Raw genomic sequence first — 21,992 nt, 5'->3', positions numbered from 1 at the left:
TCGCGGATTGCCTGGACCACGGCGTCGGGGCGGTCGAACGAGAGTCGGTGTGAAGGGTGTTGGAGAGGATGCGTTGTTTCCCGTGCGAGACCGCGCCCATGCCGCGTCCACTCTCGTCCGTCGTCGGGCATGGTCGTGCCGAGTTCAGGGGGATGGCACGCTGGCGGGGTGGGTGAGCGCCGCCTGGTCCACGATGTCGCGGATTGCCTGGACCACGGCATCGGGGCGGTCGAAGCAGAGCCGGTGGTGGAGGGTGTCGGAAAGGATGCGTTGTTCCCCGTGCGAGACCGCGCGCACCAGGGCCGCGTCCATTCTCGTCTTGGCGTCGTTCATCTCCTGCGAGGTCAGCGCCTGCTGGGCGGGGTCGTTGCCCACGACGGTGAGCGCGACCACCGGGACATCGGGGATGTTCGGTCCCGTTCGCAGTTCGGTGGCGAGATCGGTCAAGCCGGCACGTTCGGCGATGCCGATCCGCATCCATTCGTCGCTCGCCTTGGCATCGATCAGCGGTTGCCGTATGTGCTCGGGATAGTCCGCGAGCAACTCGGCGCGCAGCGCGCGCAGCGCCGGGCGCATCTGCCGGAGTTGCTCCGGATCAGCTGCCATCTGCTCGGCCGCGGCCAGACTCGCTGTGGGCGGCATGAAGTCGTCCCAGTCGCGGTGCAGCGCGTCCATCCAGACCAGTCCCGCCACGTCCCGCGGGTACAACTGCGCGAACCGATGCGCGTAGAAGCCGCCGAGGGAGTGTGCCGCGAGAACATAGGGAGCGCTGATGTTTTCGGCGCGCAGCAACTCGCGCAGTTCCGTGGCCACCGCGGCGGCGGTGCGCGGCAGCGGCAGGGGATCGCTGTAGCCCGTGCCGCCACGGTCGTAGACCACAGCCGTGGTGAATTGCGAAACGTGTTGCTGGACACCGAAATAGTCCAGGCCGACCGCGCTCGCACCGGGTAGGAACACGACGGCCGGTCCGCCGCGGCCCGACCGATGTACGAAAACCCGGCGGCCGTCGATTTTTTGGAATCCGCCGATCGGCGGAGCGAGCCGAGTCGAGGAAGTGATGTCATTCGTCATGCGACAAGGCTCCAACCCTGACGCAGGGTCAGGGTCAACCCCTTTCGCCGCAGTATCCGAAACACGCTGATCAACGCGCAGCCTGCGACCGATCGGAAGTTCACCGCGACACACGCTGATCAACGCGCAGCCTGCGACCGATCGGACGTTCTCCGCGACACGCGCTGATCAACGCACAGCTTGCGACCGATCGGAAGTTCTCCGCGACACGCGCTCATGCCGGATGCTGCGCTGCCGTCGAAATGAATTGCGATGAATGGAACGGAATCCATGATGGTGAAAGCACCCGCTGCCTCGCCGCTTGCGTCAGCTTCGACCATCGTCAGCGTCTCTGCGATGTGGGGGATGCGCGTTTGCGCCCCATTCGGAGCCCTCCGGTCGATCGCCCATCGCATCGGAACCATCGCCGCCGCAAGGACATTCGACGCTGCGAGAGTCCACGCCACCACGGGCTGATGACTGGGGCACCCTCGTGGGTGGAGCCGCTGGACAGCAGGGAAGCCACGCTGGATCGCTGACCGCGCCGTATCCGCTGGCCATTCGCTGTGACCAGGGCAAACACCATGTCAGCTCGGTGTCAGGTCGGTATCAGGCCCGCCGATGACAGTAGTCGCCATGACAACTTCAGCGATTGCGGCGACTGGGCTGCGAAAGGCGTACGGGGACAAAGTCGTCCTCGATGGCATTGATTTGGATATCGGTGCCGGGACGATTTTTTCTCTACTCGGTCCGAATGGGGCCGGTAAGACAACGACAGTGAATGTGCTGACCACGCTGTTGAAGGCCGATAGCGGCACAGCGAGTGTTGCCGGGCACGATATCGCGTCCGAGACCAAGGCGGTGCGCGCGGCGATCGGGGTCACCGGTCAGTTCGCGGCGGTGGATGATCTGCTGACGGGCGAGGAGAACCTGCGGTTGATGGCGGATATCCACCGTCTGCGGGGCGCCGAGGGCAAGCGGGTGATTACCGAGTTGCTGGAACGGTTCGATCTGGTGGAGTCGGCACGCAAGCGGGCGGTGACCTATTCCGGGGGTATGCGCCGCAAGCTCGACCTGGCGATGACGCTGGTCACCCGGCCGGAAATCGTGTTCCTTGACGAGCCGACCACGGGGCTGGATCCGCGTAGCCGCCGCACGATGTGGGAAATCGTGCGGGATCTGACGTCCGATGGCGTGACGATCTTCCTCACCACCCAGTATCTCGAGGAAGCCGATCAGTTGGCCGACCGGATCGCGGTGCTCGACCAGGGCCGCATAGTCGCCGAGGGCACTCCCGACGACCTCAAGCGCCAGCTGCCCGGCAGCCACATCCGGCTTCGGTTCACCACGGTCACGGAACTGGATGCGGCGGCGCGGATCCTGCCCGGCTCCACCCGGGACGACGAGGCGCTGACTTTGCGGGTACCGGGCGACGGCGGGACGAAATCATTGCGCCACCTGCTGGATCGGCTCGCCGAAATCTCGATCGACGCCGACGAAGTCTCCGTCCACACCCCCGACCTCGATGATGTTTTCCTTTCCCTGACCGGTCACGCAACTACGGGGGCCAACGCACAATGAGCACCATTTCCGCACCGCTGGCCGATTCGTCGATCATGCTGCGGCGCAACTTCAAACACATCGCCCGAACTCCGGTCACGGTATTCAACGCGGCTCTGATGCCGGTCGTGATGATGCTGATCTTCGTGTACGTGTTCGGCAGCGCCTTCGATGTCGGCGAACACTACATCGATTACGCGACACCGGGCATGATCCTGCTGGCCATCAGCTACGGGTTGTCGGGTACCGCGGTATCGGTGAGCTCCGATATGGCGAAGGGCATTATCAACCGGTTCAAGGTTATGGATGTCTCCCGTAGCGCCGTACTGACCGGTCACGTCGTGGCCACCATACTGACCAATGCGGTAGCCATCGCGGCCGTTATCGGTGTGGCCTTCGCGCTGGGGTTCCGGCCGCCGGCGACCGCACTCGACTGGCTCGGCGCGATCGGCATCATGGCGGCGACATCTTTCGCGGCCTCCTGGCTCACGGTCGCGCTGGGAATGGCTGCGAAAACTCCGGAATCCGCGGGTATGGGCGTGGTGCCGCTGATCATGCTGCCGTTTGTGAGCAGTGCGGTCGTGCCCGCCGACAAGATGGGACAGGGCGTGCGGCAGTTCGCGCAGTATCAGCCCTTCACGCCGATCATCGAATCACTGCGTGGGTTTCTTACCGGTCATCCGTCCGGCGGCTACACAGCCGCGGCGCTGGCTTGGTGTGCCGGTTTCGCCCTTGTCGGATACGTGTGGTCACGTGCCACGTTCAACAAGCGAGCGTAGTTGCGACCAGCCCACGCCAGTCCGCCTGGGCGCCCTCGGTCATCGCCTCGGTGAAGCGCGGCTCACCGAGGCGATGTCGTGCTGTCTGTTCGATGCGGGCCACATCCGGTTGGGAACGATCGGTCAGTCCGCGTACTGCGGCACTCGCCGCGAGCAGCCGTACGGCCTGCTCGATTTGGTCGGCACGCACCGCCAGGTCCGCGATTCCGACGAGTACCTGGGCGAGCAGGGGCGCGTATCCCGCCTCGGACGCCGCCCGGAAGGCCGCTGCGTATTCTTCGCGGGCTTCGTCGAGACCGTCTGCGAGGTAGCCGAGCTGGTTGTGTATCACCGCCCTGATCTGCGCCTGCTCCGCATCGCTGCCCAGCGCGGTTGTCGCGACGGCGATCTGCCGGTATGTCTGCTCGGTGTCGCCGTTCCAACGGGCCAGCTCCGCCTGCTCCAGGGCCAAAACAGCCAGTGTGTTCGGCCAGGCGGACTGATCCGCGCACCGCTGCGCCTCGGCCATCGCCGCCGCGCTCGCCTCCGCATCACCCAGTAGCCAGTACAGCTGCGCCTGCCGCGAGCGCATCCGGACGACATCGTCGATGGTGCCCACCTCGGTGACCACCGCGATCGCCTGATCGAAATACTTGCAGGCAGTGGCGAATTCGCCACGCACGGCGATTCGATCCGCCAGCTCGGTCAGCGCGAACGAAATCCCCCAGCGCTCGCCGATGGCCCGGAATTCGGCTAGCGCGGTCTCGAGATACTCCTCCGCCTCCCGCCCGTCCTGACCGAGCACGATCCGCATCCTGCCCAGGAGCAGCCGGGCCAGTGCACGCACCCAGGGGTCTTCGTCGGTGAGCAGCGGTTCGAACGCGGACAGATACTGGTCCGGCCCCTGCAACATGTGTTCCAGCGCGGCGGTGAATGCCAGCAGCGGGTAGCGGGACCGACTGCGCTGGCTGAACCGGTACGCCTTGTGGATCCATTCGTCGACTTGGCGCTCGTCATTGGGGCCGGAGGACATGAAGTGCACGATCAGCCCGTACACGATGGCCAGGGTCTCATCATCCACCTCGCCGGGCAGGTCGACGGCCGCGGTGATCAGCTCCATGCCCTCGGCCTTGTGCCCGCTGAGCCACCAGTACCAGCCCGCTGCTGCCGCGAGCCGCATCGCCCCCGGCGCGTCCCCGGCCGCGAGCGCGCCGCGCATCGCGACGGCGATGTTGTCGTGCTCGGCCTCGAGCGTGGCGAGCCACTCCAACTGGTCGGCGCGGCGCAGGTGCGGCTCCGCGGTCGCGGCGAGTTCGGTGAAGTACGAAAGATGCTCTCGGCGTACAAGATCCGATTCCCCCGACGCCACGAGCCGGTCCCGGGCGTACTGCTTGATCGTGTCGAGCATCCGATAGCGCGGCCCACCGGGCGAGCCGGCGGGAGGAGCACTGTCCGCCACAGAGAGCAGCAGCGATTTCTCGGTCAGCGCGGTCAGCAGCTCCAGCACCTCCCACCGCTCGACCGCTGTGCTTTTCCCACCCCCCTGCCCTTCGGGCCCGCCCCCCGTGTTTTTCTCGCCCCCCTGCTCTTCGGGTCCGCCGCCCGTATCCGCGCAGACCTGCTCGGCCGCCTCCAAACTCGCGCCGCCGGAGAACACCGCGAGCCTGCGCAGCACCATCCGTTCGGCGTCGGTGAGCAGCTCCCAGCTCCAGTCGACCACCGCTCGCAACGTCCGGTGCTGCGGGATCGCGGTACGGCTGCCACCGGTCAGCAGCCGGAACCGATCGTCGAGGCGGTTGGCGAGCTGATCGAGGGACATGGTGCGCAGTCTGGCCGCGGCCAGTTCGATCGCCAGCGGTATCCCATCGAGCGCCCGGCAGACGCGCGCCATGGTCGACAGTGTGCGGGCATCGGCCGCGAGATCCTTGTGCACGACGCCGGCCCGGTCCCGCAACAGCTGAACGGCGGCGGAGGACTCGATCTCGCCGGGGTTCGCGTCCTCGGCGGGCAACGCCAGGGGCACGACCTGCCATAACGCCTCACCCGTGATGCCCAGCGGTTCCCTGCTCGTCGCGAGGATCCGCAGCCGCTGACACTCGCCGAGCAGCCGGTGGGCGAATGCCGCCGCGGCGTCGATCACGTGTTCACAGTTGTCCAGGATCAACAACGTCTCGCGCTCGCGGAGCGCCGCGATGAGCCGGTCCATCGGTTCTGCATTCGGTGCGGCGCCGAGCAGCGCATCTCGGAGCCCGAGTGCGGCGAGCGCCGATTGCGCGACGTCACCACTCGTACCGACGGACGCCAGTTCGACCAGCCAGGCCCCGTCCGGTAGGTCGTCGAGCAGAGTCCGTGCGGTTTCCAGGGCCAGCCTGGTTTTCCCCGAGCCACCGGGCCCGGTCACCGTGGTGAGCCGGTTTGCCGCAATGAGTTCGCGCACCGCGGCAATGTCCCCGTTCTTGCCGACGAAGCTGGTCAACTCGGCCCGCAGGTTCGTGTTGCGGTCGTTGTCCCGCGCTCCGATCTCGCCACGTAGCAGCGCGACGTGCAGTGCGGAAAGCTCCGGTGCGGGATCCACGCCCAGCTCATCGGCGAGGGCTTCCCGGGCACGCTGGTACACGATCAGCGCCTCGGCGCCACGGCCCGCGGCGGCGAGCGCACGCATCAGCGCGGCGACTAGCCGTTCCCGCACCGGATGCCGGGCTACCAGCTCGGTCAGCTCGGCAACCAGCTCCGTACCTCGGCCGAGGCGGATCTCCGTTTCGTACAGATCCTCCATGGCGGCTAGGCGCAGCCCCTCGAGTCGGTTGATCACCGCGTCGACGGCCGCACTGTCCTGCACACCGACGTCCTGCATCAGCGCTCCGCGCCACAGGTCGAGGGCCTCGCGCAGCACCTCGGCCTGGTGCGTGTCGCCAGCGCCGCGGGCTTGGTCGAGAAGCTGTTCGAAACGCACGGCATCGACCGCGTCGGAATCCACCGTCAGCCGGTATCCGCCCGCCTGCACGTCGAGTGCCCCGTCCGGCAGCGCTCGCCGCAGCCGGGAAACCAGTGCTTGCAAGGCATTCGCCGCGTCGGACGGTGGCTGCTCACCCCAAATCCAGTCGATCAGCTTGGCTTTCGGGACCGCACGACCGGGTTCGAGCGCGAGAGCGATCAACAGCGCCCGCAACCGAGTACCTGGTACCTCTAACAATCCCCCGTCATCTACTCGAATCTCGAGCGGTCCAAGCATCCCGATCTGCACTTGGACCATTCTGCCGTGCACCGCAAGTCGTCCCTGCCCTCGGATTGCCGCCGCTGGGACCACCAGCCCGCAAAAGTAGGCGCCAACGATTTTCCACCGGTTCCACGGCCGGACGATCAGCGGTAGCGCACCCTGCGCACAACTTGCCCAGCAAGAAATTCGACCGCTCTGACCAGGCCGAACACCGTGCCGGTTGGCGTGTCAGGTCGGCGTCAGGTCGGTATCAGCGGCGCTGGCGACAGTAGGTCCCGTGAACAGCACAGCAAACGCGGGTTCACACCAACCGATTCACACGCTGAAGGAGAACAGCCATGTACGCATTCCAGACCGCCGAACCGATCGCCGTCACCGTTGATGTGCTCTCGGGCAATGTCACGGTCAACGCATCCGACCGTACCGACACCATTGTCGAGGTCCGGCCGGCCGATGCATCCAAGAAGGGAGACGTGCGCGCCGCCGAACAAACCCAGGTCGATTTCAGTGATGGCACCCTGACCGTCAAGACGCCGAAGGACTGGCGCACCTACACCCCGTTCGGCGGCAACCCGTCGATCGAGGTGATCATCGAGGTGCCCACCGGCTCCCGGCTCGAGGGCACCGCCGGTGTCGGTCGATTGCTGGGCACCGGTGAACTCGGACAGTGCGACCTCGAGATCGCCGCCGGCGACATCATCATCGAGCGTCCGCGCGATTCGGTGACCGCGAAAACCGCCAAGGGCAATATCCGCATCGGCGAAGCATCGCGCGGCGTGGTGCGGCTGGAGACGTCCATGGGCGAATTGGAGGTAGGTATCAGCCCGAGCAGCGCGGTCCGGGTGGAGACCAATGCCCAGCACGGCACCGTGCAGAACCAGATGCAACCGGTCGACCGGCGTGAGCACAACGAGGACACGGTGCAGGTGTACGCGCGTAACTCCTACGGCAACATCATCATTCGGCACGCCATCGCGGCGTAATGTACCCGGCTCTGTCGACACTTGACCGGCGGCACGATGCCACCTCGGCGTCGTGCGCCGGGATCGGTCGGCTTTCCTGCGGTCGCAGGTTGAGTCGCGGCCAGTGCACGCCAGCTCGCGTGCGAACTTCCCGGTCGCCTCGGCGACGGCAACTCCCTATCCGAAATGATCTCAGCGCGGTGTACAGCCGGAGGGCGGTGCACCCATGGCCCCACGGTGCGCGGGCATCGAATGGCACACCGTCCGCGGACATCGCGCCGCGGACAGCCGGCGCCAAGCGCGTGGCGGGTTGCACGACACACAGCCATTGCCCGAGCGCGGCCGTCATCACGGCCAACGGGCATCCGCGACGTCCGGTGTGACCAGGTCGAACGCCGTGTCAGGCCGATGTCAGCTCGATATCAGGCGGCCTGGCGACAGTGTTCATGTGAATAGTTCAGCAATTTCAGCTTCCGGGCTGCGGAAGGCATACGGCGACAAGACGATCCTCGACGGTATCGGGCTGGGCACGTACGCGCTCATCAGCGGCCCGGTCATTTCGAAGAAGGGGTAACCGATGGAACTCAGGGTGGACCGGGAACGCTGCATCGGCGCCGGCATGTGCGTACTGACCGCGCCCGGAGTATTCGACCAGAACGACGAGGACGGCCGAGTGGTGCCACTGGACACCACACCCGCACCCGAGTGGGAGTCGGCCGTCCGCGAGGTCGCCCAGATCTGCCCGTCCGGCGCGATCACCATCGTCTCCGGCGACTAGACCCTGCCAATTCATCCCTATTACCTGATCAGGAAAACCCGATGACTCAAACGGTTCCCGTCCCGCACGGCCTCCCCATGGAACGCAATGCGGGCCCCTTCGCCCCGCCCCGCGAGATCACCCGGCTGCGCGAGGCTCGCCCGGTCAGCCCCATGCTCTTCCCCGATGGTCACGAGGGCTGGCTCGTCACCGGCTACGACGCGGTCCGCAAGCTCATGGCCGACACCCGGTTCAGCTCCCGCCAGGACATCGGCATTGTCCACGTGCCGTACGAAACCCCCGGCATGCCCGCCGCCACCGAACCGTCCCCGCAGATCCCCGGCTTGTTCATCGCCATGGACCCGCCGGACCACACCCGCCTGCGGCGCAAGCTCACCGGCGCCTTCACCGTCAAACGGATGAAGCAGCTCGAAGAGCACATCATCGAGATTACCGAGCGGCAACTGGACGAGATGGCGCGCCTGACCCCGCCGGTCGACCTGGTCAAGGCATTCGCACTGCCGGTGCCCTCGCTGGTGATCTGCGAACTGCTCGGTGTCCCGTACGCGGACCGGGAAACTTTCCAGGTCAACTCCGCCCAGTTCTTGGTCAAGGACCAGACGCTGGAGGAGAAGATGGCCGCGTTCGGCGCGATGAACACCTACCTTGCCGAACTGGTCACGCGTAAACGCGCCGAACCCGGCGACGACCTACTGTCGGATCTGGCCCGCCATGACGACCTCAGCATCGAGGAGCTGGTAGGCATCGCCTTCCTGCTGCTGCTCGCGGGCCACGAGACCACCGCGAATATGTTGGCGCTCGGCACCTTCGCGCTCCTGGAACATCCGGACCAGCTGGCCGAATTGCGTGCCGACCCGGATCTGGTCCCCGATGCCGTCGAGGAACTCATGCGCTACCTGTCCGTCGCCGACATCTTCTATCGCTACGCCACCGACGACATCGAACTCGGCGGCGAAACAATCGGCAAGGGATCGACCGTCGTCGTCTCGCTGCTGGCCGCCAACCGTGACCCCCAGCGCTTCGCCGAGCCCGACACGCTGGACGTGCACCGTAAGGCCCGCGGTCTCGTGTCCTTCGGCCACGGCATCCACCAGTGCCTCGGCCAGCAACTGGCCCGCATCGAAATGCGCGCCGGTTTCGCCGGGCTGCTGCGTCGCTTCCCGACCCTCGCCCTCGCCATCCCCGCCGACGAGGTGAAACTCAGGACCGACATGAATATCTACGGCGTCCACGAACTGCCGGTCACCTGGACTGCCCGGTAAAATCGTCGGCCGAGCTGCTCAGGGCGGGGATCCGGCGGATCCCCGCCCTGAGGGCACGAGCGCACCGGGTCTCCCCGGCTGCCGGGGCAGCGCTACGCAGCGATACGGTCAGGGTGTGTCGGTGCAGAGCGCTGGCGGCTCGTTCGGGAACTACCACCTCGAACACTTGGTGGGTCGTGGCGGTATGGGTGAGGTGTGGTTGGCGCGCGACCGCACCGGCAGCATCGTCGCGTTGAAGGTGTTGTCCGCGGCGTATTCCGCCGATCCGGCCTATCGACGCCGTTTCGAGCGGGAGGCCCGGCTGGGCGCCCAGGTGCGCAACCCGCACATCGTGCCGATCCGCGCCTTCGGCGAGGTCGATGGTCATCTGTTTTTGGAGATGGTCTACATCGAGGGCATCGATCTGGCCACGCGGCTGCGGTCGGGTGCACTGGTGCCGACTCGGGCGGTCGAGGTCATCGCCCAGGCCGCGGAGGCGCTGGATGCCGCACATGCGGCCGGGCTTGTTCATCGGGATGTCAAGCCGGGCAATATCCTCGAAGACACCAGCGGTTTCGTGTATCTGATCGACTTCGGTATCGCCCGCGCCGCCGACGGCAGCGCTCTCACGGCCACCGGCTTAGTGGTGGGGACCTTGGGCTATATGGCGCCGGAACGGTTCACTGGTACGGCCGATGCCCGCTCGGATGTCTATTCGCTGGCTTGTGTGCTGTATGAAACCCTTACCGGGAAGCTGCCATATGGTGACGGCGATCCGGCACGGCAGATGCATGCGCATTTGATGTCCGAACCTCCGCGTGCGTCGCGGGCGGTCGAAGGTATCCCGCCAGCACTGGATGCTGTTATCGCCCGCGGTATGGCCAAAGAACCGGGGGAACGCTACGCCAGCGCGGGGGGATTCGCCGCCGCGGCAGGTGCGGCCTTGGGTGGGCCCGCATCGGAGCTCCCGGCCCCGCCGGTCGCGGCCCCTGTGACATCGGGCGGTCCGACCCGCGTCATGACCGCCGTCGGCCCGCCCCCGACCTTGGCCGAGCCCCGGCCGGCGCCGCGAACGCACGAGCCCCGCACAGTCTCACCTGCAGCGGCCGCGCACCCTCGGCGAAAGCTGCTGGCGCGCTGGTGGTTACCGATCGCCGCCGGGCTGGCACTTGTCGCCGCGGCGGCACTGTGGCTGCTGAGCGGCGTCCTCGGCTCCGACTCAGCTCCAGCCACCACGACGTCCGCTGTTGCCTCGACCAATTCGCTGCCGCCCTCGACCGGTGGACAATCCCCGGTTCCGGCCGGTGCGGTGCGCGACGGGAACTTCGCTTTCACCATCACCGGGGTGGTATCCAACGTGAGCCGCACCGGGTCGGCGAGCCCGGGCGGTTCCTACACCATCGTGACGCTGACGGTCACCAACGTCTCCCAACACGGCCAAGGCTTTCGCATCGCCGATCAGCGCCTGATCACCGCCGCGGGCCGCACCCTCACCCCCGACGCGACGGCGACCACCGAACTGAGCAATGCCGTCGACCCGATCGATCCCGGCAGTTCCCGCACGATCCGGCTGGCCTTCGACCTACCTGGCAAGGATAAGAACGGAAAGAAAAACGACAAGAAGAACGACGCCCCGAGCCAGCTGGTCCTACATGGTGCCCCGTCGTCCTCCGGCGTGACCATGTCAGTCGGGTAACTGCGAGCCGATCGCCCGCGACGCGTCGATACCGGCGAGTCGCGGCCGATGCGGGGGTGTCGATAGCAACGGGCCCCGGCCTGTGGCTGGCACAGGTCGGGGCCCGGAATGCGGTTGGGTCAGTAGAGATCTTTGGACAGCACCGGCCAGGATTGCTTGAGGTCGTCCTGCCAGTAGCCCCAGGTGTGGGTGCCGGTCGGGGGCAGGTCGAAGGTCGCCGGAATTCCCAAGTCGTTCAACCGGTTCTGGAGGTTGCGCGAGCAGGCGCTCATCGCGGCCTCGATGATGCCGCCGACGACGACGTGGTTGGCCACGCTGATCGGGTTGTACTTGTCATCGCCCATGATGAACGGGTCGCCGGGCGCGTCGTGCGCACCGGGCAGGCCGCCGCCTGCTGCGACCCAGAGGTTCGTGCCGCGCAGTTTATCGGCGTGCAGGACCGGATCGTTGGCTTGCCAGAGCGGGTTGTCGGCAGGTCCCCACATATTGTCCGGGTTACCGCCGCCCCACGTTTCGACCGTGGTCTGCACGAACTTCTTGCCGACCGGATCGCTGGTCTGCGCACAGCCGCTGTAGGCGCCGACATTCTGGAACAGGCCAGGCTTGGTGATCGCCAGCATCAGGACCGATGTCCCGGCCATCGAGTAGCCCGCGATCGAGTTCTTGCCGTTGGTGCCCAGTGCCGCATCGATGATCGGAGGCAGCTCCTCGGTGTAGAAGGTCTGCCATTTGTTGACGCCGAGCACCGGATCGGACGCGCGCCAGTCGGCGAAGTAGCTCCACCGGCCGCCGATCAGCTCGACGACGTTGATGTTCTTGTCGCCGAGGAATTCCTTGGCGTCGGTCTTCTGGTCCCAAGAAGCGTTACCGTCGACACCACCGCCGCCTCCGTTGACCAGATACAGCGTCGGGCGCGGGACCGAGTTGTCCGCAGGCAGATCCACCAGGACCGGGAAGGTGCGATCCATGGCCGTGGAGTGAATCTCGAGCTGCAGCTTGCGGTCGCCGCGGGTCTCTACTTTCTCGATGTAGGAACCGTCCGGTGCCTTGGCCGCGCTGTTGATCGGTGCGGCCGAGGCGGTAGGCGCCATCAGGCTCACTCCCGTGCCGACGACCGTCACAGCGGCGGCCGCCGCAACGAGATCTCTGAATCGCATACCGCGTCACTCCTGAAAATCGCATCCGCGCAACGTTCGAACCCGTTTGGCTGACCCGCCAAATGGGCAATCGTCACTACCGTAGATCGAATCGGACGACGGATGCCGCCGGAAGCCCCCAGTCCTGGGGGTTGCTGAGCGTTGCGGCCGAGAGTGGCGTCACCTCCGCCAGAAGAAGTGATGTATCACACCGCTCGGGCTCGGGATCTGCTCCAGATGAAAACGGTCGACGAGTTCGTCGGGGCTTGTCCATAACCTTTCGCCGCGACCGAGTTCGACTGGTGCGACGACGATGTGCATGTTGTCGATGAGATCGGCGTCGAGAAATTCCCGGACTGTGGCGACACCGCCGCCGATTCGCACATCCTTGCCATCGGCGGCGTCGAATGCCAGCGCCAGTGCGTCTTTCGCAGACGCATCGAGGAAGTGAAACGTGGTTTCCCCCAGGGTGATCGAGGGGCGCACATGGTGAGTGAGGACGAAAACCGGTGTGTGGAACGGGGGTTCGTCGCCCCACCAGCCCTGCCAGTCGTAGTTCTCCCACGGTCCCCGCTGTGGACCGAATTTGTTGCGTCCCATGATCTCGGCGCCGATGTTGTTGGTGAAGTCGCGGGTGCAGTAGTCGTCGAGGCCGTAGGTTCCGCCGGGATCGGTTCGGTTGGGCCAGTGGGCGGTGGCGCCCGCCCAGGAGAAGAGCGCTGTCGGGTCGGCGTGGCCGAATGGGTGCTCGCGGCTCTGTCCCTCGCCCGCGCCGTATCCGTCGCTGGAGACGTTGAAGTTCTGAACTCGGACCAGCTGTGTCATCGGAATCCCTTCTGATTGCAATGTGCAATCGGTTGGGAATCTACCTAGACTGATCCTATTGTGCAACCAGTTGGTCGCGACGATCCAATGGCCTCTCGAATAGAGCGCTTGCCGACCGCAGCGGGTGCCGAGCGCGGCCGCGACTGTGTATCGCCGCACGTCGACCGCCTACCGCGGATGGACGTCATCGGCCCACTGTGCGAGTGCTCGGTATAGCCAGTCGAGAGCCGCTCCGGCGGTGGTGGTTCCGGTGATCTCGGTGGTTAGTTTCCAGTAGCGATGGATGCGCGGGTCGTTGTCGGGTGCGTCGTCGAGGAGTCGGTAACGCAGTCGTGGGGTGTCGCGGTCGCGGCGGGCGGTGGCGTGCGCGTCGATGAACCGGTCGAGTTCGGGGCCGGTGTGCGGTTGTGTACCGAGCGAGTCCACGGCCGCGCATGCTTCGGCGACCCCGGTGACCAGTGCGAGTTTGTCGTGGATTCTGGTCGGATTCGTCCGCCAGAGTTGTCGTGACATCGCGGCGGTGCATGCGGGATCGGCGATGTGGGTGGTGAGTTCGGCGAAGGCGACGATGTGCTGGGGAGTCGGATCGTCGGGTAGGTGCGGGATGTTCATCGTGACGAATCCATCGAACAGTGCCGGTGGGATCGGGGCGAGCAGTGTCCGCCAGAACGTCACCAGCGTGTCGTGCGCGCGGTGCCGATCATGTACGGACGCAAGCAGTTCCAACCGTCGGGCACGTTCGGCGGGTGGCGCTTCCTCGACGGCGCGTAGCGATGCGCGCCGCCAGGACAGCAGGCCGAGTTCGGTGTCGAGTGCGGCGCGTTCCGCGGCGATCGCATCGGCGGTGGTCAGGGTGCCGGTGAGAACTTCGATGATCGCCGACAAGCTCAGGCCGAGCATTCGGAGTCGACGCACCAGCAGCACCTGATCGACCGTGGTCAGTGGATCGAACAGCCGATGCCCGCCACTGCTGCGCCGCGATTCCAGAACCCCGTTATCGCAGTAGAAGCGCAGCGTGCGGACCGGTACGCCGGTGATTCGCGACAGCTCTCCGATACTCACGAGGCCGCCGCAGCGTGTGTTCTCGGTCACATTCGCTGGAACCTCCACCTCGGTGGAGTTCCTACCCTACTGGAACACCAACCGGGACAAGGAGTTACGCGAATGACCGAGGACACGATGATGAGCGCCGACCAGATCTGGCGGGCTGTCGCCGCCGAGCGAGCCGGTCTGGTCGAGATATTGGAGGCGCTGTCGGAAGCCGACTGGGACCGTCCTTCGCTGTGCGATGGCTGGCGCGTGCGCGATGTCGTCGCGCATGTGGTGCTATCGGCCCGCGCCTCCATCGGTTGGATCCTGATCAATGTGATCCGCGCCCGCGGCAGCCTGGACCGGGCAATTCGCGATACCGCCATTCGCTACGCAGAGCGCGTCACGACCCAGCAACTGCTCGGCGAGTTGCGCGACAGCATCGACGCACGGGTCACGGCGATCGGCACGACACCGGCCGATCGCCTGATGGACCTACTGGTGCACGGCCAGGACATCGCGGTCCCACTCGGCATCACCCATGACATGCCGGTGGCCGCCGCGCGATTGGCAATCAACCGAATATGGACGATGGGCGCCCCATTCCGCGCCCGCAAGAAATTCACCGGCTACCGCCTCGTCGCAACCGACACCGACTGGTCCGCCGGTGCCGGATCGACTATCACCGGCCCGGTCGCCGCCCTGCTCCTGATCACAACCGGCCGCCGGCACGCCTGGCACCAACTCAGCGGTGCCGGAGCCTCGCTATATGCGCAACGTGAGCGACGGTAGTGACGGCCACCTCGCGCGGACCGATCGGGCGGATAGCATCGGCGTCGCGCTCGATCCGAGTGTGTACGGCGGGTGGGAATTCGGGGTTGTCCATGATGGGCACCGGCCGGCTCCTGGGTGCGGCGACCGGCCTGTCGACACTGCCTCGGCAGGTGCGCAGGTGTCCAGGTGATAGTCCGCCCCGCAAACCGGGTTCGGGCGACATCGAGGGCGTGACCTCGCTCATGTAAACGCGAAATTTCTTGCTGGGAATTGACTGGCAATGTCGCGAGAGGTTGCCGAGAGTATCGCGCAGCTGATTGTGGACAACCTTTGGGCGGCAGTAGCTTTCGATTGCTGATCGTTGCTCTACGAAAGGTCGAACCGATGATTCTGCTCTCCCTCTTGGCCGCGACCGGAAGTGCTGCCGCTGCATGGGCTACCGGAAGTGCCGCCATGGGACTGGGAAATAGCGGCATTCTGCAGTAAGCCAAAGGATCGGGCGGGACGACATGGGTGCCGTCCCGCCCGATTCCTATTGAGCGGTGGAGCGGAAGCCGCGCAGGCGCAGGCTGTTGCTGACCACGAAGACCGAAGAGAACGCCATTGCGGCGCCCGCGAGCATCGGGTTCAGCAGTCCGGCCATGGCGAGCGGAATCGCCGCGACGTTGTAGGCGAAGGCCCAGAACAGATTGCCCTTGATGGTGCCGAGGGTCCTGCGGGACAGCCGGATCGCATCGGCGGCCGCGCGCAGGTCACCGCGGACCAGGGTCAGGTCGCTGGCCTCGATGGCGACATCGGTTCCGGTGCCCATCGCCAGACCGAGGTCGGCCTGGGCCAGCGCCGCGGCATCGTTGACGCCGTCGCCGACCATCGCCACCACCTTGCCTTCGGCCTGCAGCCGCTTGACGGTGTCGACCTTGTCGGCGGGCAGCACCTCCGCGATCACCTCATCGATACCGACCTGTGCCGCAATGGCTTTCGCGGCGGCGGTGTTATCGCCGGTCAGCATGATCGGGGTGAGACCGAGCGCCTTCAGCTGCGAGATCGCTTCGGCGGAAGTGGGTTTCACCGCATCCGCGACCACGAGCACGCCGCGTGCTCTACCGTCCCAACCCACCGCGACGGCGGTCTTGCCATCGTTTTCCGCTGTCTGCATGGCCCGCTCCAGGTCGGCGTCCAGCTGCTGCGACCAGTCCGCGAGCAGCCTTGCGCGCCCGACGACTACCGCATGGCCGTCCACCACACCCTGCACGCCGAGCCCCTCGACATTCGCGAAATCCTCGACCTGCCGCAGCGTGCCGACCTTATCCCGCGCACCCTTGGCAATCGCCTGGGCAATCGGGTGTTCCGATGAATCCTCCAGCGCTCCGGCCAGTGCTAGCACCTCGGCGGTGTCCTCGCCCGCGGCGGCAATGACATCGAGCAGGGTCATCTTGCCGGTGGTGACGGTGCCGGTCTTGTCGAGCACCACGGTATCCACCCGACGCGTCGATTCCAGCACCTCCGGCCCCTTGATCAGAATGCCGAGCTGCGCACCGCGACCGGTGCCGACCAGCAGCGCTGTCGGCGTGGCCAGCCCGAGGGCGCACGGGCAGGCGATGATCAGCACTGCGACCGCGGCGGTGAAGGCCGCGGCGACCGATCCGCCGGTGCCCAACCAGAATCCGAGGGTCGCTGCCGACAGCGCGATCACGATCGGCACGAAGATCCCGGAGATCCGGTCGGCCAACCGCTGTGCCTGCGCCTTACCGGTTTGCGCGTCCTCGACCAGTTTCGCCATCTGAGCCAGCTGGGTATCAGCACCGATTCGATTGGCGCGCACCACGATCCGCCCGCCGACATTGACCGTCGCGCCGACCACCGCGTCCTCGGGACCGACCTCCACCGGCACTGATTCCCCGGTGAGCATCGAGGCGTCGACCGCGGAGGAACCCTCGACGACCACACCATCGGTGGCGATCTTCTCGCCGGGCCGCACCACGAAGGTGTCGCCGACGCTCAACTGCTCGACCGGAATCCGCTGTTCAACGCCACCGCGCAGCACCGAGACTTCCTTCGCGCCGAGCTCGAGCAGCGCCCGCAGCGCCGCCCCGGCCCGCCGCTTGGAGCGCGCCTCGAAGTAGCGTCCGGCCAGGATGAAGGTCGTGACGCCCGCCGCGGCCTCCAGGTAGATGCTGCCGGTGCCGTCCATCCGCGCAATGGTCAACTCGAACGGATGCTTCATACCTGGCATACCGGCCGTGCCCCAGAACAGCGCATACAGCGACCAGCCGAATGCCGCGAGCGTGCCCATCGACACCAGGGTGTCCATGGTGGCGGTGCCGTGGCGCAGGTTGGCCCACGCGGCCCGGTGGAAGGGCAGTGCACCCCACACCACGACCGGCGCGGCCAGCGTCAGCGAAAGCCACTGCCAGTTGTCGAACTGCAGCGCGGGCACCATGGCCAGCGCGATGACCGGAACCGTCAGCAGCAGCGAAACCAGCAGTCGGGTTCGCAATGCCGCCGTCGGATCGTCGTCGTCGGCGGTTTCCGCGGGTTCCTCGATCTGCGGCAGCGCGGCGGTGTAACCGGCCTGCTCGACGGTGGCGATCAGCTGCTCCGGTGAGATATCACCGCTGAAATCGACCCGCGCCTTCTCGGTCGCATAGTTGACCGTCGCGGTGACGCCGTCGAGCTTGTTCAGCTTCTTCTCGATGCGATTGGCGCAGGAGGCGCAGGTCATGCCACCGATCACCAATTCGACCTGTCCGGCGGATGGTTGTGTCGCGGTGGTCATCGTGTGCTCCGTTCTGTGCGACTCAGGGTAGTGATCAGTGGCCGTGGCCGGCAGGTTCCGCCGCGGGGACGGGTGCGGAACCGGCGACCGAAAGGGTGAATGCGGCGGTGCGAACCACGCCTTCGTGCTGGAAGTCGAGGAAGAGTCGGTAATCGCCCGTGCTCGGGGCGTCGACGTAGAAGGTAATACCTGGTCCGGCCGGGGTCACACCGTCGCCGGGGTTGCCATCCGGATGGACGTGTAGGTAGGCGAGGTCGGCGGCGCGCAATGCCACGAGGTGACCGTAGGCGCCGAGGTAGGGCTGCAGATCGGTGACCGGTTTGCCATTGCGGCTGACCGAGAGCACGACCTTCGATGCCTGGCCCGGCGTGACCGTGCCGTTCATCGCGACGGTGTAGGCACCGACCTGCGCGGTAGCCGACGGCGCGGGCAGTGCCTGCGCGTCGTAGTTGCCCGCGACCCGCAGATCGGCCCCGAGCGTCAGATTCTTACCGCCCTCGGGTGTGAAGTCGGCGAAAACGCGATAATCGCCGGCCCGGGTGAGGTCAAGCGGAACGCTCCAGGTTCCGGCTTGGTCTAGTACCGGATGCACGTGCTGGAATGCGGCCATATCGCGGCGGACCACGATGAGGTGCAGATCCTTGTCGTGGCTGCGGACGTAGCTGGTGACGGGTGCGCCGTCGCGATTCAGGATGCGAAACCGCAGCGCGAAATTCGCCGCCGCGGTGGTCTGCGGGGTATCCAAGCGCAAGGTGTAGCCGTTTTCGCTGGCCATGAGCCCCGCGGGCAGCTCATCGGACTCGCCCATGTCCGCATGTCCCTGCGAGTCGTGCGCGGACTCGGTGGATTCCGGCCCGAGCGTGGCACCGACGGCCAGTGCGATCCCGAAGACCGCCGCGAGACCGAGGGTGAAGCCGGTGAACTTGGTTGCTGCGTTCATCAGGAGACTCCGTTCGGATTATTCGGCGGGCCGTCCCGTCGAACTCGGCTCTACCATACCCCCCTAGGGTACATTGTCAAGCCGGTACGGGGTGAGGGTATGTGGACGATATGACGAGAGCCCGGCTCGGTAATTGACCGGGCCGGGCTCTCGGCTATCGCTGTTCAGGCTTCGGGACGGTAGGCGACCAGAGCCACCGCGGGCGCGGAAACCACCTGCACCTCGGCCGACTCCGCGACCTTGACGTGCAGGAATCCGCCTTCTATCGATATCTCGACATCATCGATCGCGCGCACCGGCTGTCCATCCCGGTCGAGCAGTGAATATCCGTCGACCAGAGCAACTTTGGTGGCCTTACGCCATTTCGCGGTCATCGTGTTGCCTTTCGTGGGTTCGGCGGGAGGGAAGTCCAGTTCCGGCTGGGCGACGTGGTTGAAGTAGTTCGACAAGATATTCAGCGCGATGTGGCCGACCACCTCGCTCAACTCGGCATCGCTCACGCCGCGCTCGCGGGCCGAGTGGATGACGCGATCCTCGACGCGGCCGTGCGACCGCAGCACCTCGCGTGCGACCCGCAGCACCGCATCCGCGTGCGGATCATCGGCGTGCGCCTCGCGGGTGGCCGCGATGGCTTCCTCGGTGAAGCCCATCCGGCCCGCTCGCATGCTGTGCGCGGCAACGCAGTAATCGCAACCGTTTTCGCTCGCGACCAGCAGGGCGAGTTGCTCGCGGACGCGGGCGGAGAGCTTGCCGCGAGTCAGTGCGTCGCGCATGTTCAGGTATCCGCGCAGTGTCGCGGGACTGTTCGCCATGGCGGCGTAGAGATTCGGAACCCGGCCCAGTTGGCGATGCACCTCGCTGAGCAGGTCGGCCTGCTCGGCGTCGGCAGTTTCGGTCGATACAAGCGGTAGCCGAGACATCGTGACTCCAAACTCGAACGTGATGGTACTGATCGGTACCGAACTGGAACGGTACTGATTGGTTCTGAAATGGTCAAGACGGTACTGATCAGTTCCGTTCTGCTACGGTGAGTGCATGGCAACACAGGCCAAGCAGCGACTGCTCACCACCGCCGAAGAGCTCTTCTACGCCGAGGGCATCCGGGCGGTCGGGATCGACCGCCTGCTCCAGGAGTCCGGCGTCGGCCGCGCCTCCTTCTACCGCCACTTCGCGAGCAAGGACGACCTGGTTGTCGCGGTGCTCGAGGAACGCGATCTGCGCTGGCTGGAATGGCTGAAGGACTCGGTCGAGGCAAATGCGAACGATCCGGTCGACCGCCCCCTGGCCGTTTTCGACGCACTCTCACAACGCTTCGCCCGCAAGGACTTCCGCGGCTGCGCCTTCATCAACACCATGGTCGAAGTGGCCGATCCGACCTCCGCCGCCCACCGGGCCGCTGACCGGCACAAACGCCGTGTCATCGACTACCTCACCGAATTACTCACCGCCGCGGGCCGCTGCGACGCTCCCGAGCTGGCGGCCGAGTTCGCTCTCCTCGTCGACGGTGCGATCGTCACATCCGTTCGCGAGGCGAGTCCGGCCGCCGCCGACCGCGCCCGAGCCATTGCCCAACGTCTGCTCGCGGCAAACTGAGTCGGCGAATAACGATCTCGCCTGACCGAACGACGGCGAGAAGGCCGGAATCGCCACGACCGTCGATCTGGTTTTCCGCAGCGCGCGGACTTCAGGCCGAGTGCAGGTGGCGGGCTGTCGGGGAAGTTTCCGTGGTCGCCGGATCGGGATAGGTGCCGAGTAGACGGTCGGCGGTGCCGGAGGTGGTCACGGTGAACCAGTAGTGCTCATTCTTGTAGTGGTGGTGGCGGTGATTGCGCCAAACCGCCCGGTAGAGCGAGCCTTTCGGCTTGTAGTCGGTGTGGATCAGGTAGTGCGTCCACTCGTAGGCAAGGCCGAGGACGGTGATCATCAGCAGGAACGTCAAGCCCGAGCCGAGCCGGGGGAAGGCCAGGACCGCGATCGCGATCAGGACCACCACCAGTACCGAAAGCGTCTTGGTCGGAATGAAGATCAGCGGGATATTGCGCGGATCCACGTGGTGCTCACGATGTTTGCGCGCCAGTTCGCTATCGATCGGAATCGGGCCGAGTTGCTTCGGCCGCCAATGCAATACCGTGACGTGCACGATCCATTCGAAGACCGGGAAAACCGCGAGCATGACCACGGGCACCAGCGCATCGGTCAATTGCCAGTCGCCCACAATGATTCGGGCGACCAGTGCCGCTACCAGGGTGGTGCCGATCAGCCAGGGCGAGGGATGCCGAATGAATTCGCGGAAGGCGGCGGCCAGGGTTAGGCCGCGGCGCAGCGGCCGTCCGTCCTGATGGGCCTCATTCTTGCTGGATGACTGTGGTTTCGTCATGGTCGTTCCTCGGTGGAGCTGGTCGGTGCCGTGGCGCACCGAGCGAAGGGTGTTCCGAACCGCTGAGGACGATCCGGATTGCCGACGCCGCACGGCAACGTCGGCGGTAGATGCGGTCAGCGCCCTCCCAATACTTCGATCAGGGCGGTGGTCGCCGGTTCGAGTAGTGCCCGGGCCGTGGTGGCGGCCTGTTCTGGCCGACCCGCCACGATGGCGGCGGCCAATTCGCGATAAGCGTCGACATTGCCGACCTCGGCGGACATGATCGGGGCCAGCGCCGCGAGCGCGGGTTCATAGGCGGCGCGCAACATGTTGAACATCAGCCGGAAGACGATGGAATCGGCAGCGTCGACAATGTGATCCCAGAACTCCATCGCATGGCGCTGCTGTGCGATCGGATCCTGTTCGGCGGCGAGGGCTTCGACGGTGCGATGCAATTCGTCGCGGACGGCTTCCGGGTCGGTCTGTGCCAGTCGGGCTGCCGCTAGTTCGGCCACCTTGGGTCCGTTGTGCAGCCGCGCCTCCAGAATGCTGCGCGCGACCTTCGGTTCCAGCTCACCGGCCTGAACCAGCAACCGCGGTAGCACCTCGAGCCCGGCCCCGCGCCGGTAATCCAGCACGGTGGTCGCGTCTCCCTGTCGCACCGCTACCAGTCCGGCCGCCGCGAGCCGTTGTAGTGCCTCGCGCACCGCGGGCCGCGAAACACCTAATGCCTGCGCCAACTGTCGCTCACTGGGCAGTGTCGCGCCGGGGGCCAGCTCGCCACTGAGCACATCCGCCGCGATCTGCTCGAATACATCTCCCGATACCGACCGCTTGACCACAGGTTGCAACGCCATACCGTCACTCTCCGCCGAAAAGGTCAGGAGGTCA

General features: G+C 66.0%; 19 protein-coding genes. 9 read left to right on the top strand and 10 right to left on the bottom strand.

Annotated features, from left to right (window positions below; translation table 11 throughout):
- Window positions 1–144: 144 nt before the first annotated feature.
- Entirely contained in the window at window positions 145–1,071 is a 927-nt protein-coding gene (locus ACIBJI_RS27625) for an alpha/beta fold hydrolase (protein ID WP_397086552.1), read from the bottom strand.
- Window positions 1,072–1,686: 615 nt separating this feature from the next.
- Between ACIBJI_RS27625 and ACIBJI_RS27620 the strand changes: the two genes are divergently transcribed.
- Together ACIBJI_RS27620 and ACIBJI_RS27615 are read left to right on the top strand one after the other, a co-directional pair.
- A complete protein-coding gene (locus ACIBJI_RS27620) occupies window positions 1,687–2,631 on the top strand; it encodes an ATP-binding cassette domain-containing protein (protein WP_397086550.1) in 945 nt (314 codons plus the stop codon).
- Window positions 2,628–3,389 (top strand): ABC transporter permease, encoded by a 762-nt coding sequence (locus ACIBJI_RS27615; RefSeq protein ID WP_364349347.1) that lies wholly within the window; start codon window positions 2,628–2,630, stop codon window positions 3,387–3,389. The genes ACIBJI_RS27620 and ACIBJI_RS27615 overlap by 4 nt, the downstream gene beginning before the upstream one ends.
- Here ACIBJI_RS27615 and ACIBJI_RS27610 read toward each other — a convergent pair.
- Window positions 3,373–6,537, bottom strand: a complete 3,165-nt coding sequence (locus ACIBJI_RS27610) for a BTAD domain-containing putative transcriptional regulator (protein ID WP_397086547.1) — start codon at window positions 6,535–6,537, stop codon at window positions 3,373–3,375. The genes ACIBJI_RS27615 and ACIBJI_RS27610 overlap by 17 nt on opposite strands.
- A 386-nt stretch (window positions 6,538–6,923) precedes the next feature.
- On the opposite strand from ACIBJI_RS27610, the gene ACIBJI_RS27605 reads away from it, so the two are divergent.
- The 5 genes from ACIBJI_RS27605 to ACIBJI_RS27585 all read left to right on the top strand — a co-directional run bounded on the left by ACIBJI_RS27605 (window position 6,924) and on the right by ACIBJI_RS27585 (window position 11,262).
- Window positions 6,924–7,568: a hypothetical protein gene (locus ACIBJI_RS27605; RefSeq protein ID WP_364349353.1), complete on the top strand. Its 645-nt coding sequence runs from the start codon at window positions 6,924–6,926 to the stop codon at window positions 7,566–7,568.
- 427 nt (window positions 7,569–7,995) lie between these two features.
- Window positions 7,996–8,121: a hypothetical protein gene (locus ACIBJI_RS27600; protein ID WP_364349356.1), complete on the top strand. Its 126-nt coding sequence runs from the start codon at window positions 7,996–7,998 to the stop codon at window positions 8,119–8,121.
- 3 nt (window positions 8,122–8,124) lie between these two features.
- Complete coding sequence (locus ACIBJI_RS27595; RefSeq protein ID WP_364349359.1) at window positions 8,125–8,325, top strand: ferredoxin; 201 nt, start codon at window positions 8,125–8,127, stop codon at window positions 8,323–8,325.
- A gap of 41 nt (window positions 8,326–8,366) precedes the next feature.
- On the top strand, window positions 8,367–9,587 hold the full coding sequence (locus ACIBJI_RS27590) for a cytochrome P450 (RefSeq protein WP_397086545.1): 1,221 nt from the start codon (window positions 8,367–8,369) through the stop codon (window positions 9,585–9,587).
- A 115-nt stretch (window positions 9,588–9,702) separates the two neighbouring features.
- Window positions 9,703–11,262: a protein kinase gene (locus tag ACIBJI_RS27585; RefSeq protein ID WP_364349365.1), complete on the top strand. Its 1,560-nt coding sequence runs from the start codon at window positions 9,703–9,705 to the stop codon at window positions 11,260–11,262.
- 119 nt (window positions 11,263–11,381) lie between these two features.
- On the opposite strand, the gene ACIBJI_RS27580 is transcribed toward ACIBJI_RS27585, so the two are convergent.
- The 3 genes from ACIBJI_RS27580 to ACIBJI_RS27570 form a co-directional block, all read right to left on the bottom strand.
- The gene (locus ACIBJI_RS27580) at window positions 11,382–12,419 is read right to left on the bottom strand and encodes an alpha/beta hydrolase family protein (RefSeq protein WP_364349368.1); all 1,038 of its coding nucleotides are present in this window, start codon (window positions 12,417–12,419) and stop codon (window positions 11,382–11,384) included.
- 159 nt (window positions 12,420–12,578) lie between these two features.
- The gene (locus tag ACIBJI_RS27575; RefSeq protein WP_396958375.1) at window positions 12,579–13,223 is read right to left on the bottom strand and encodes a dihydrofolate reductase family protein; all 645 of its coding nucleotides are present in this window, start codon (window positions 13,221–13,223) and stop codon (window positions 12,579–12,581) included.
- 168 nt (window positions 13,224–13,391) lie between these two features.
- Window positions 13,392–14,315 (bottom strand): MerR family transcriptional regulator, encoded by a 924-nt coding sequence (locus ACIBJI_RS27570; RefSeq protein ID WP_397086537.1) that lies wholly within the window; start codon window positions 14,313–14,315, stop codon window positions 13,392–13,394.
- Window positions 14,316–14,387: 72 nt separating this feature from the next.
- On the opposite strand from ACIBJI_RS27570, the gene ACIBJI_RS27565 reads away from it, so the two are divergent.
- Window positions 14,388–15,044: a maleylpyruvate isomerase family mycothiol-dependent enzyme gene (locus ACIBJI_RS27565; RefSeq protein ID WP_364349377.1), complete on the top strand. Its 657-nt coding sequence runs from the start codon at window positions 14,388–14,390 to the stop codon at window positions 15,042–15,044.
- A gap of 514 nt (window positions 15,045–15,558) precedes the next feature.
- Here ACIBJI_RS27565 and ACIBJI_RS27560 read toward each other — a convergent pair.
- The 3 genes from ACIBJI_RS27560 to ACIBJI_RS27550 form a co-directional block, all read right to left on the bottom strand.
- Entirely contained in the window at window positions 15,559–17,802 is a 2,244-nt protein-coding gene (locus ACIBJI_RS27560; protein ID WP_364349380.1) for a heavy metal translocating P-type ATPase, read from the bottom strand.
- A 34-nt stretch (window positions 17,803–17,836) separates the two neighbouring features.
- Window positions 17,837–18,742: a hypothetical protein gene (locus ACIBJI_RS27555; RefSeq protein WP_397086534.1), complete on the bottom strand. Its 906-nt coding sequence runs from the start codon at window positions 18,740–18,742 to the stop codon at window positions 17,837–17,839.
- Window positions 18,743–18,906: 164 nt separating this feature from the next.
- Entirely contained in the window at window positions 18,907–19,662 is a 756-nt protein-coding gene (locus ACIBJI_RS27550) for a carboxymuconolactone decarboxylase family protein (protein WP_397086532.1), read from the bottom strand.
- A gap of 115 nt (window positions 19,663–19,777) precedes the next feature.
- Here ACIBJI_RS27550 and ACIBJI_RS27545 point away from each other — a divergent pair, with 115 nt between their 5' ends.
- On the top strand, window positions 19,778–20,335 hold the full coding sequence (locus ACIBJI_RS27545; protein ID WP_364349389.1) for a TetR/AcrR family transcriptional regulator: 558 nt from the start codon (window positions 19,778–19,780) through the stop codon (window positions 20,333–20,335).
- A gap of 91 nt (window positions 20,336–20,426) precedes the next feature.
- Here ACIBJI_RS27545 and ACIBJI_RS27540 read toward each other — a convergent pair whose 3' ends face one another.
- Window positions 20,427–21,119 (bottom strand): sterol desaturase family protein, encoded by a 693-nt coding sequence (locus ACIBJI_RS27540; RefSeq protein ID WP_397086530.1) that lies wholly within the window; start codon window positions 21,117–21,119, stop codon window positions 20,427–20,429.
- Window positions 21,120–21,235: 116 nt separating this feature from the next.
- Window positions 21,236–21,958 carry a GntR family transcriptional regulator gene (locus tag ACIBJI_RS27535; RefSeq protein WP_364349395.1) on the bottom strand — a complete coding sequence of 241 codons (723 nt, stop codon included), beginning with the start codon at window positions 21,956–21,958 and terminating at the stop codon, window positions 21,236–21,238.
- Between the last annotated feature and the right edge of the window lie 34 nt (window positions 21,959–21,992).

Source organism: Nocardia sp. NPDC050408 (assembly GCF_044458905.1).
In the GTDB taxonomy this organism is placed as follows: Bacteria; Actinomycetota; Actinomycetes; order Mycobacteriales; family Mycobacteriaceae; genus Nocardia.
The sequence above is the reverse complement of the archived record's forward strand: the minus strand, read 5'-3'. Positions and strand labels throughout refer to the sequence as shown.

Excerpts from the sequence above, each read along its gene's own strand:
- ACIBJI_RS27625 (WP_397086552.1), bottom strand. The coding sequence starts at position 1,071 with ATGACGAATGACATCACTTCCTCGACTCGGCTCGCTCCGCCGATCGGC.
- ACIBJI_RS27620 (WP_397086550.1), top strand. The coding sequence starts at position 1,687 with ATGACAACTTCAGCGATTGCGGCGACTGGGCTGCGAAAGGCGTACGGG.
- ACIBJI_RS27615 (WP_364349347.1), top strand. The coding sequence starts at position 2,628 with ATGAGCACCATTTCCGCACCGCTGGCCGATTCGTCGATCATGCTGCGG.
- ACIBJI_RS27605 (WP_364349353.1), top strand. The coding sequence starts at position 6,924 with ATGTACGCATTCCAGACCGCCGAACCGATCGCCGTCACCGTTGATGTG.
- ACIBJI_RS27595 (WP_364349359.1), top strand. The coding sequence starts at position 8,125 with ATGGAACTCAGGGTGGACCGGGAACGCTGCATCGGCGCCGGCATGTGC.
- ACIBJI_RS27590 (WP_397086545.1), top strand. The coding sequence starts at position 8,367 with ATGACTCAAACGGTTCCCGTCCCGCACGGCCTCCCCATGGAACGCAAT.
- ACIBJI_RS27580 (WP_364349368.1), bottom strand. The coding sequence starts at position 12,419 with ATGCGATTCAGAGATCTCGTTGCGGCGGCCGCCGCTGTGACGGTCGTC.
- ACIBJI_RS27575 (WP_396958375.1), bottom strand. The coding sequence starts at position 13,223 with ATGACACAGCTGGTCCGAGTTCAGAACTTCAACGTCTCCAGCGACGGA.
- ACIBJI_RS27565 (WP_364349377.1), top strand. The coding sequence starts at position 14,388 with ATGACCGAGGACACGATGATGAGCGCCGACCAGATCTGGCGGGCTGTC.
- ACIBJI_RS27560 (WP_364349380.1), bottom strand. The coding sequence starts at position 17,802 with ATGACCACCGCGACACAACCATCCGCCGGACAGGTCGAATTGGTGATC.
- ACIBJI_RS27555 (WP_397086534.1), bottom strand. The coding sequence starts at position 18,742 with ATGAACGCAGCAACCAAGTTCACCGGCTTCACCCTCGGTCTCGCGGCG.
- ACIBJI_RS27550 (WP_397086532.1), bottom strand. The coding sequence starts at position 19,662 with ATGTCTCGGCTACCGCTTGTATCGACCGAAACTGCCGACGCCGAGCAG.
- ACIBJI_RS27545 (WP_364349389.1), top strand. The coding sequence starts at position 19,778 with ATGGCAACACAGGCCAAGCAGCGACTGCTCACCACCGCCGAAGAGCTC.
- ACIBJI_RS27540 (WP_397086530.1), bottom strand. The coding sequence starts at position 21,119 with ATGACGAAACCACAGTCATCCAGCAAGAATGAGGCCCATCAGGACGGA.
- ACIBJI_RS27535 (WP_364349395.1), bottom strand. The coding sequence starts at position 21,958 with ATGGCGTTGCAACCTGTGGTCAAGCGGTCGGTATCGGGAGATGTATTC.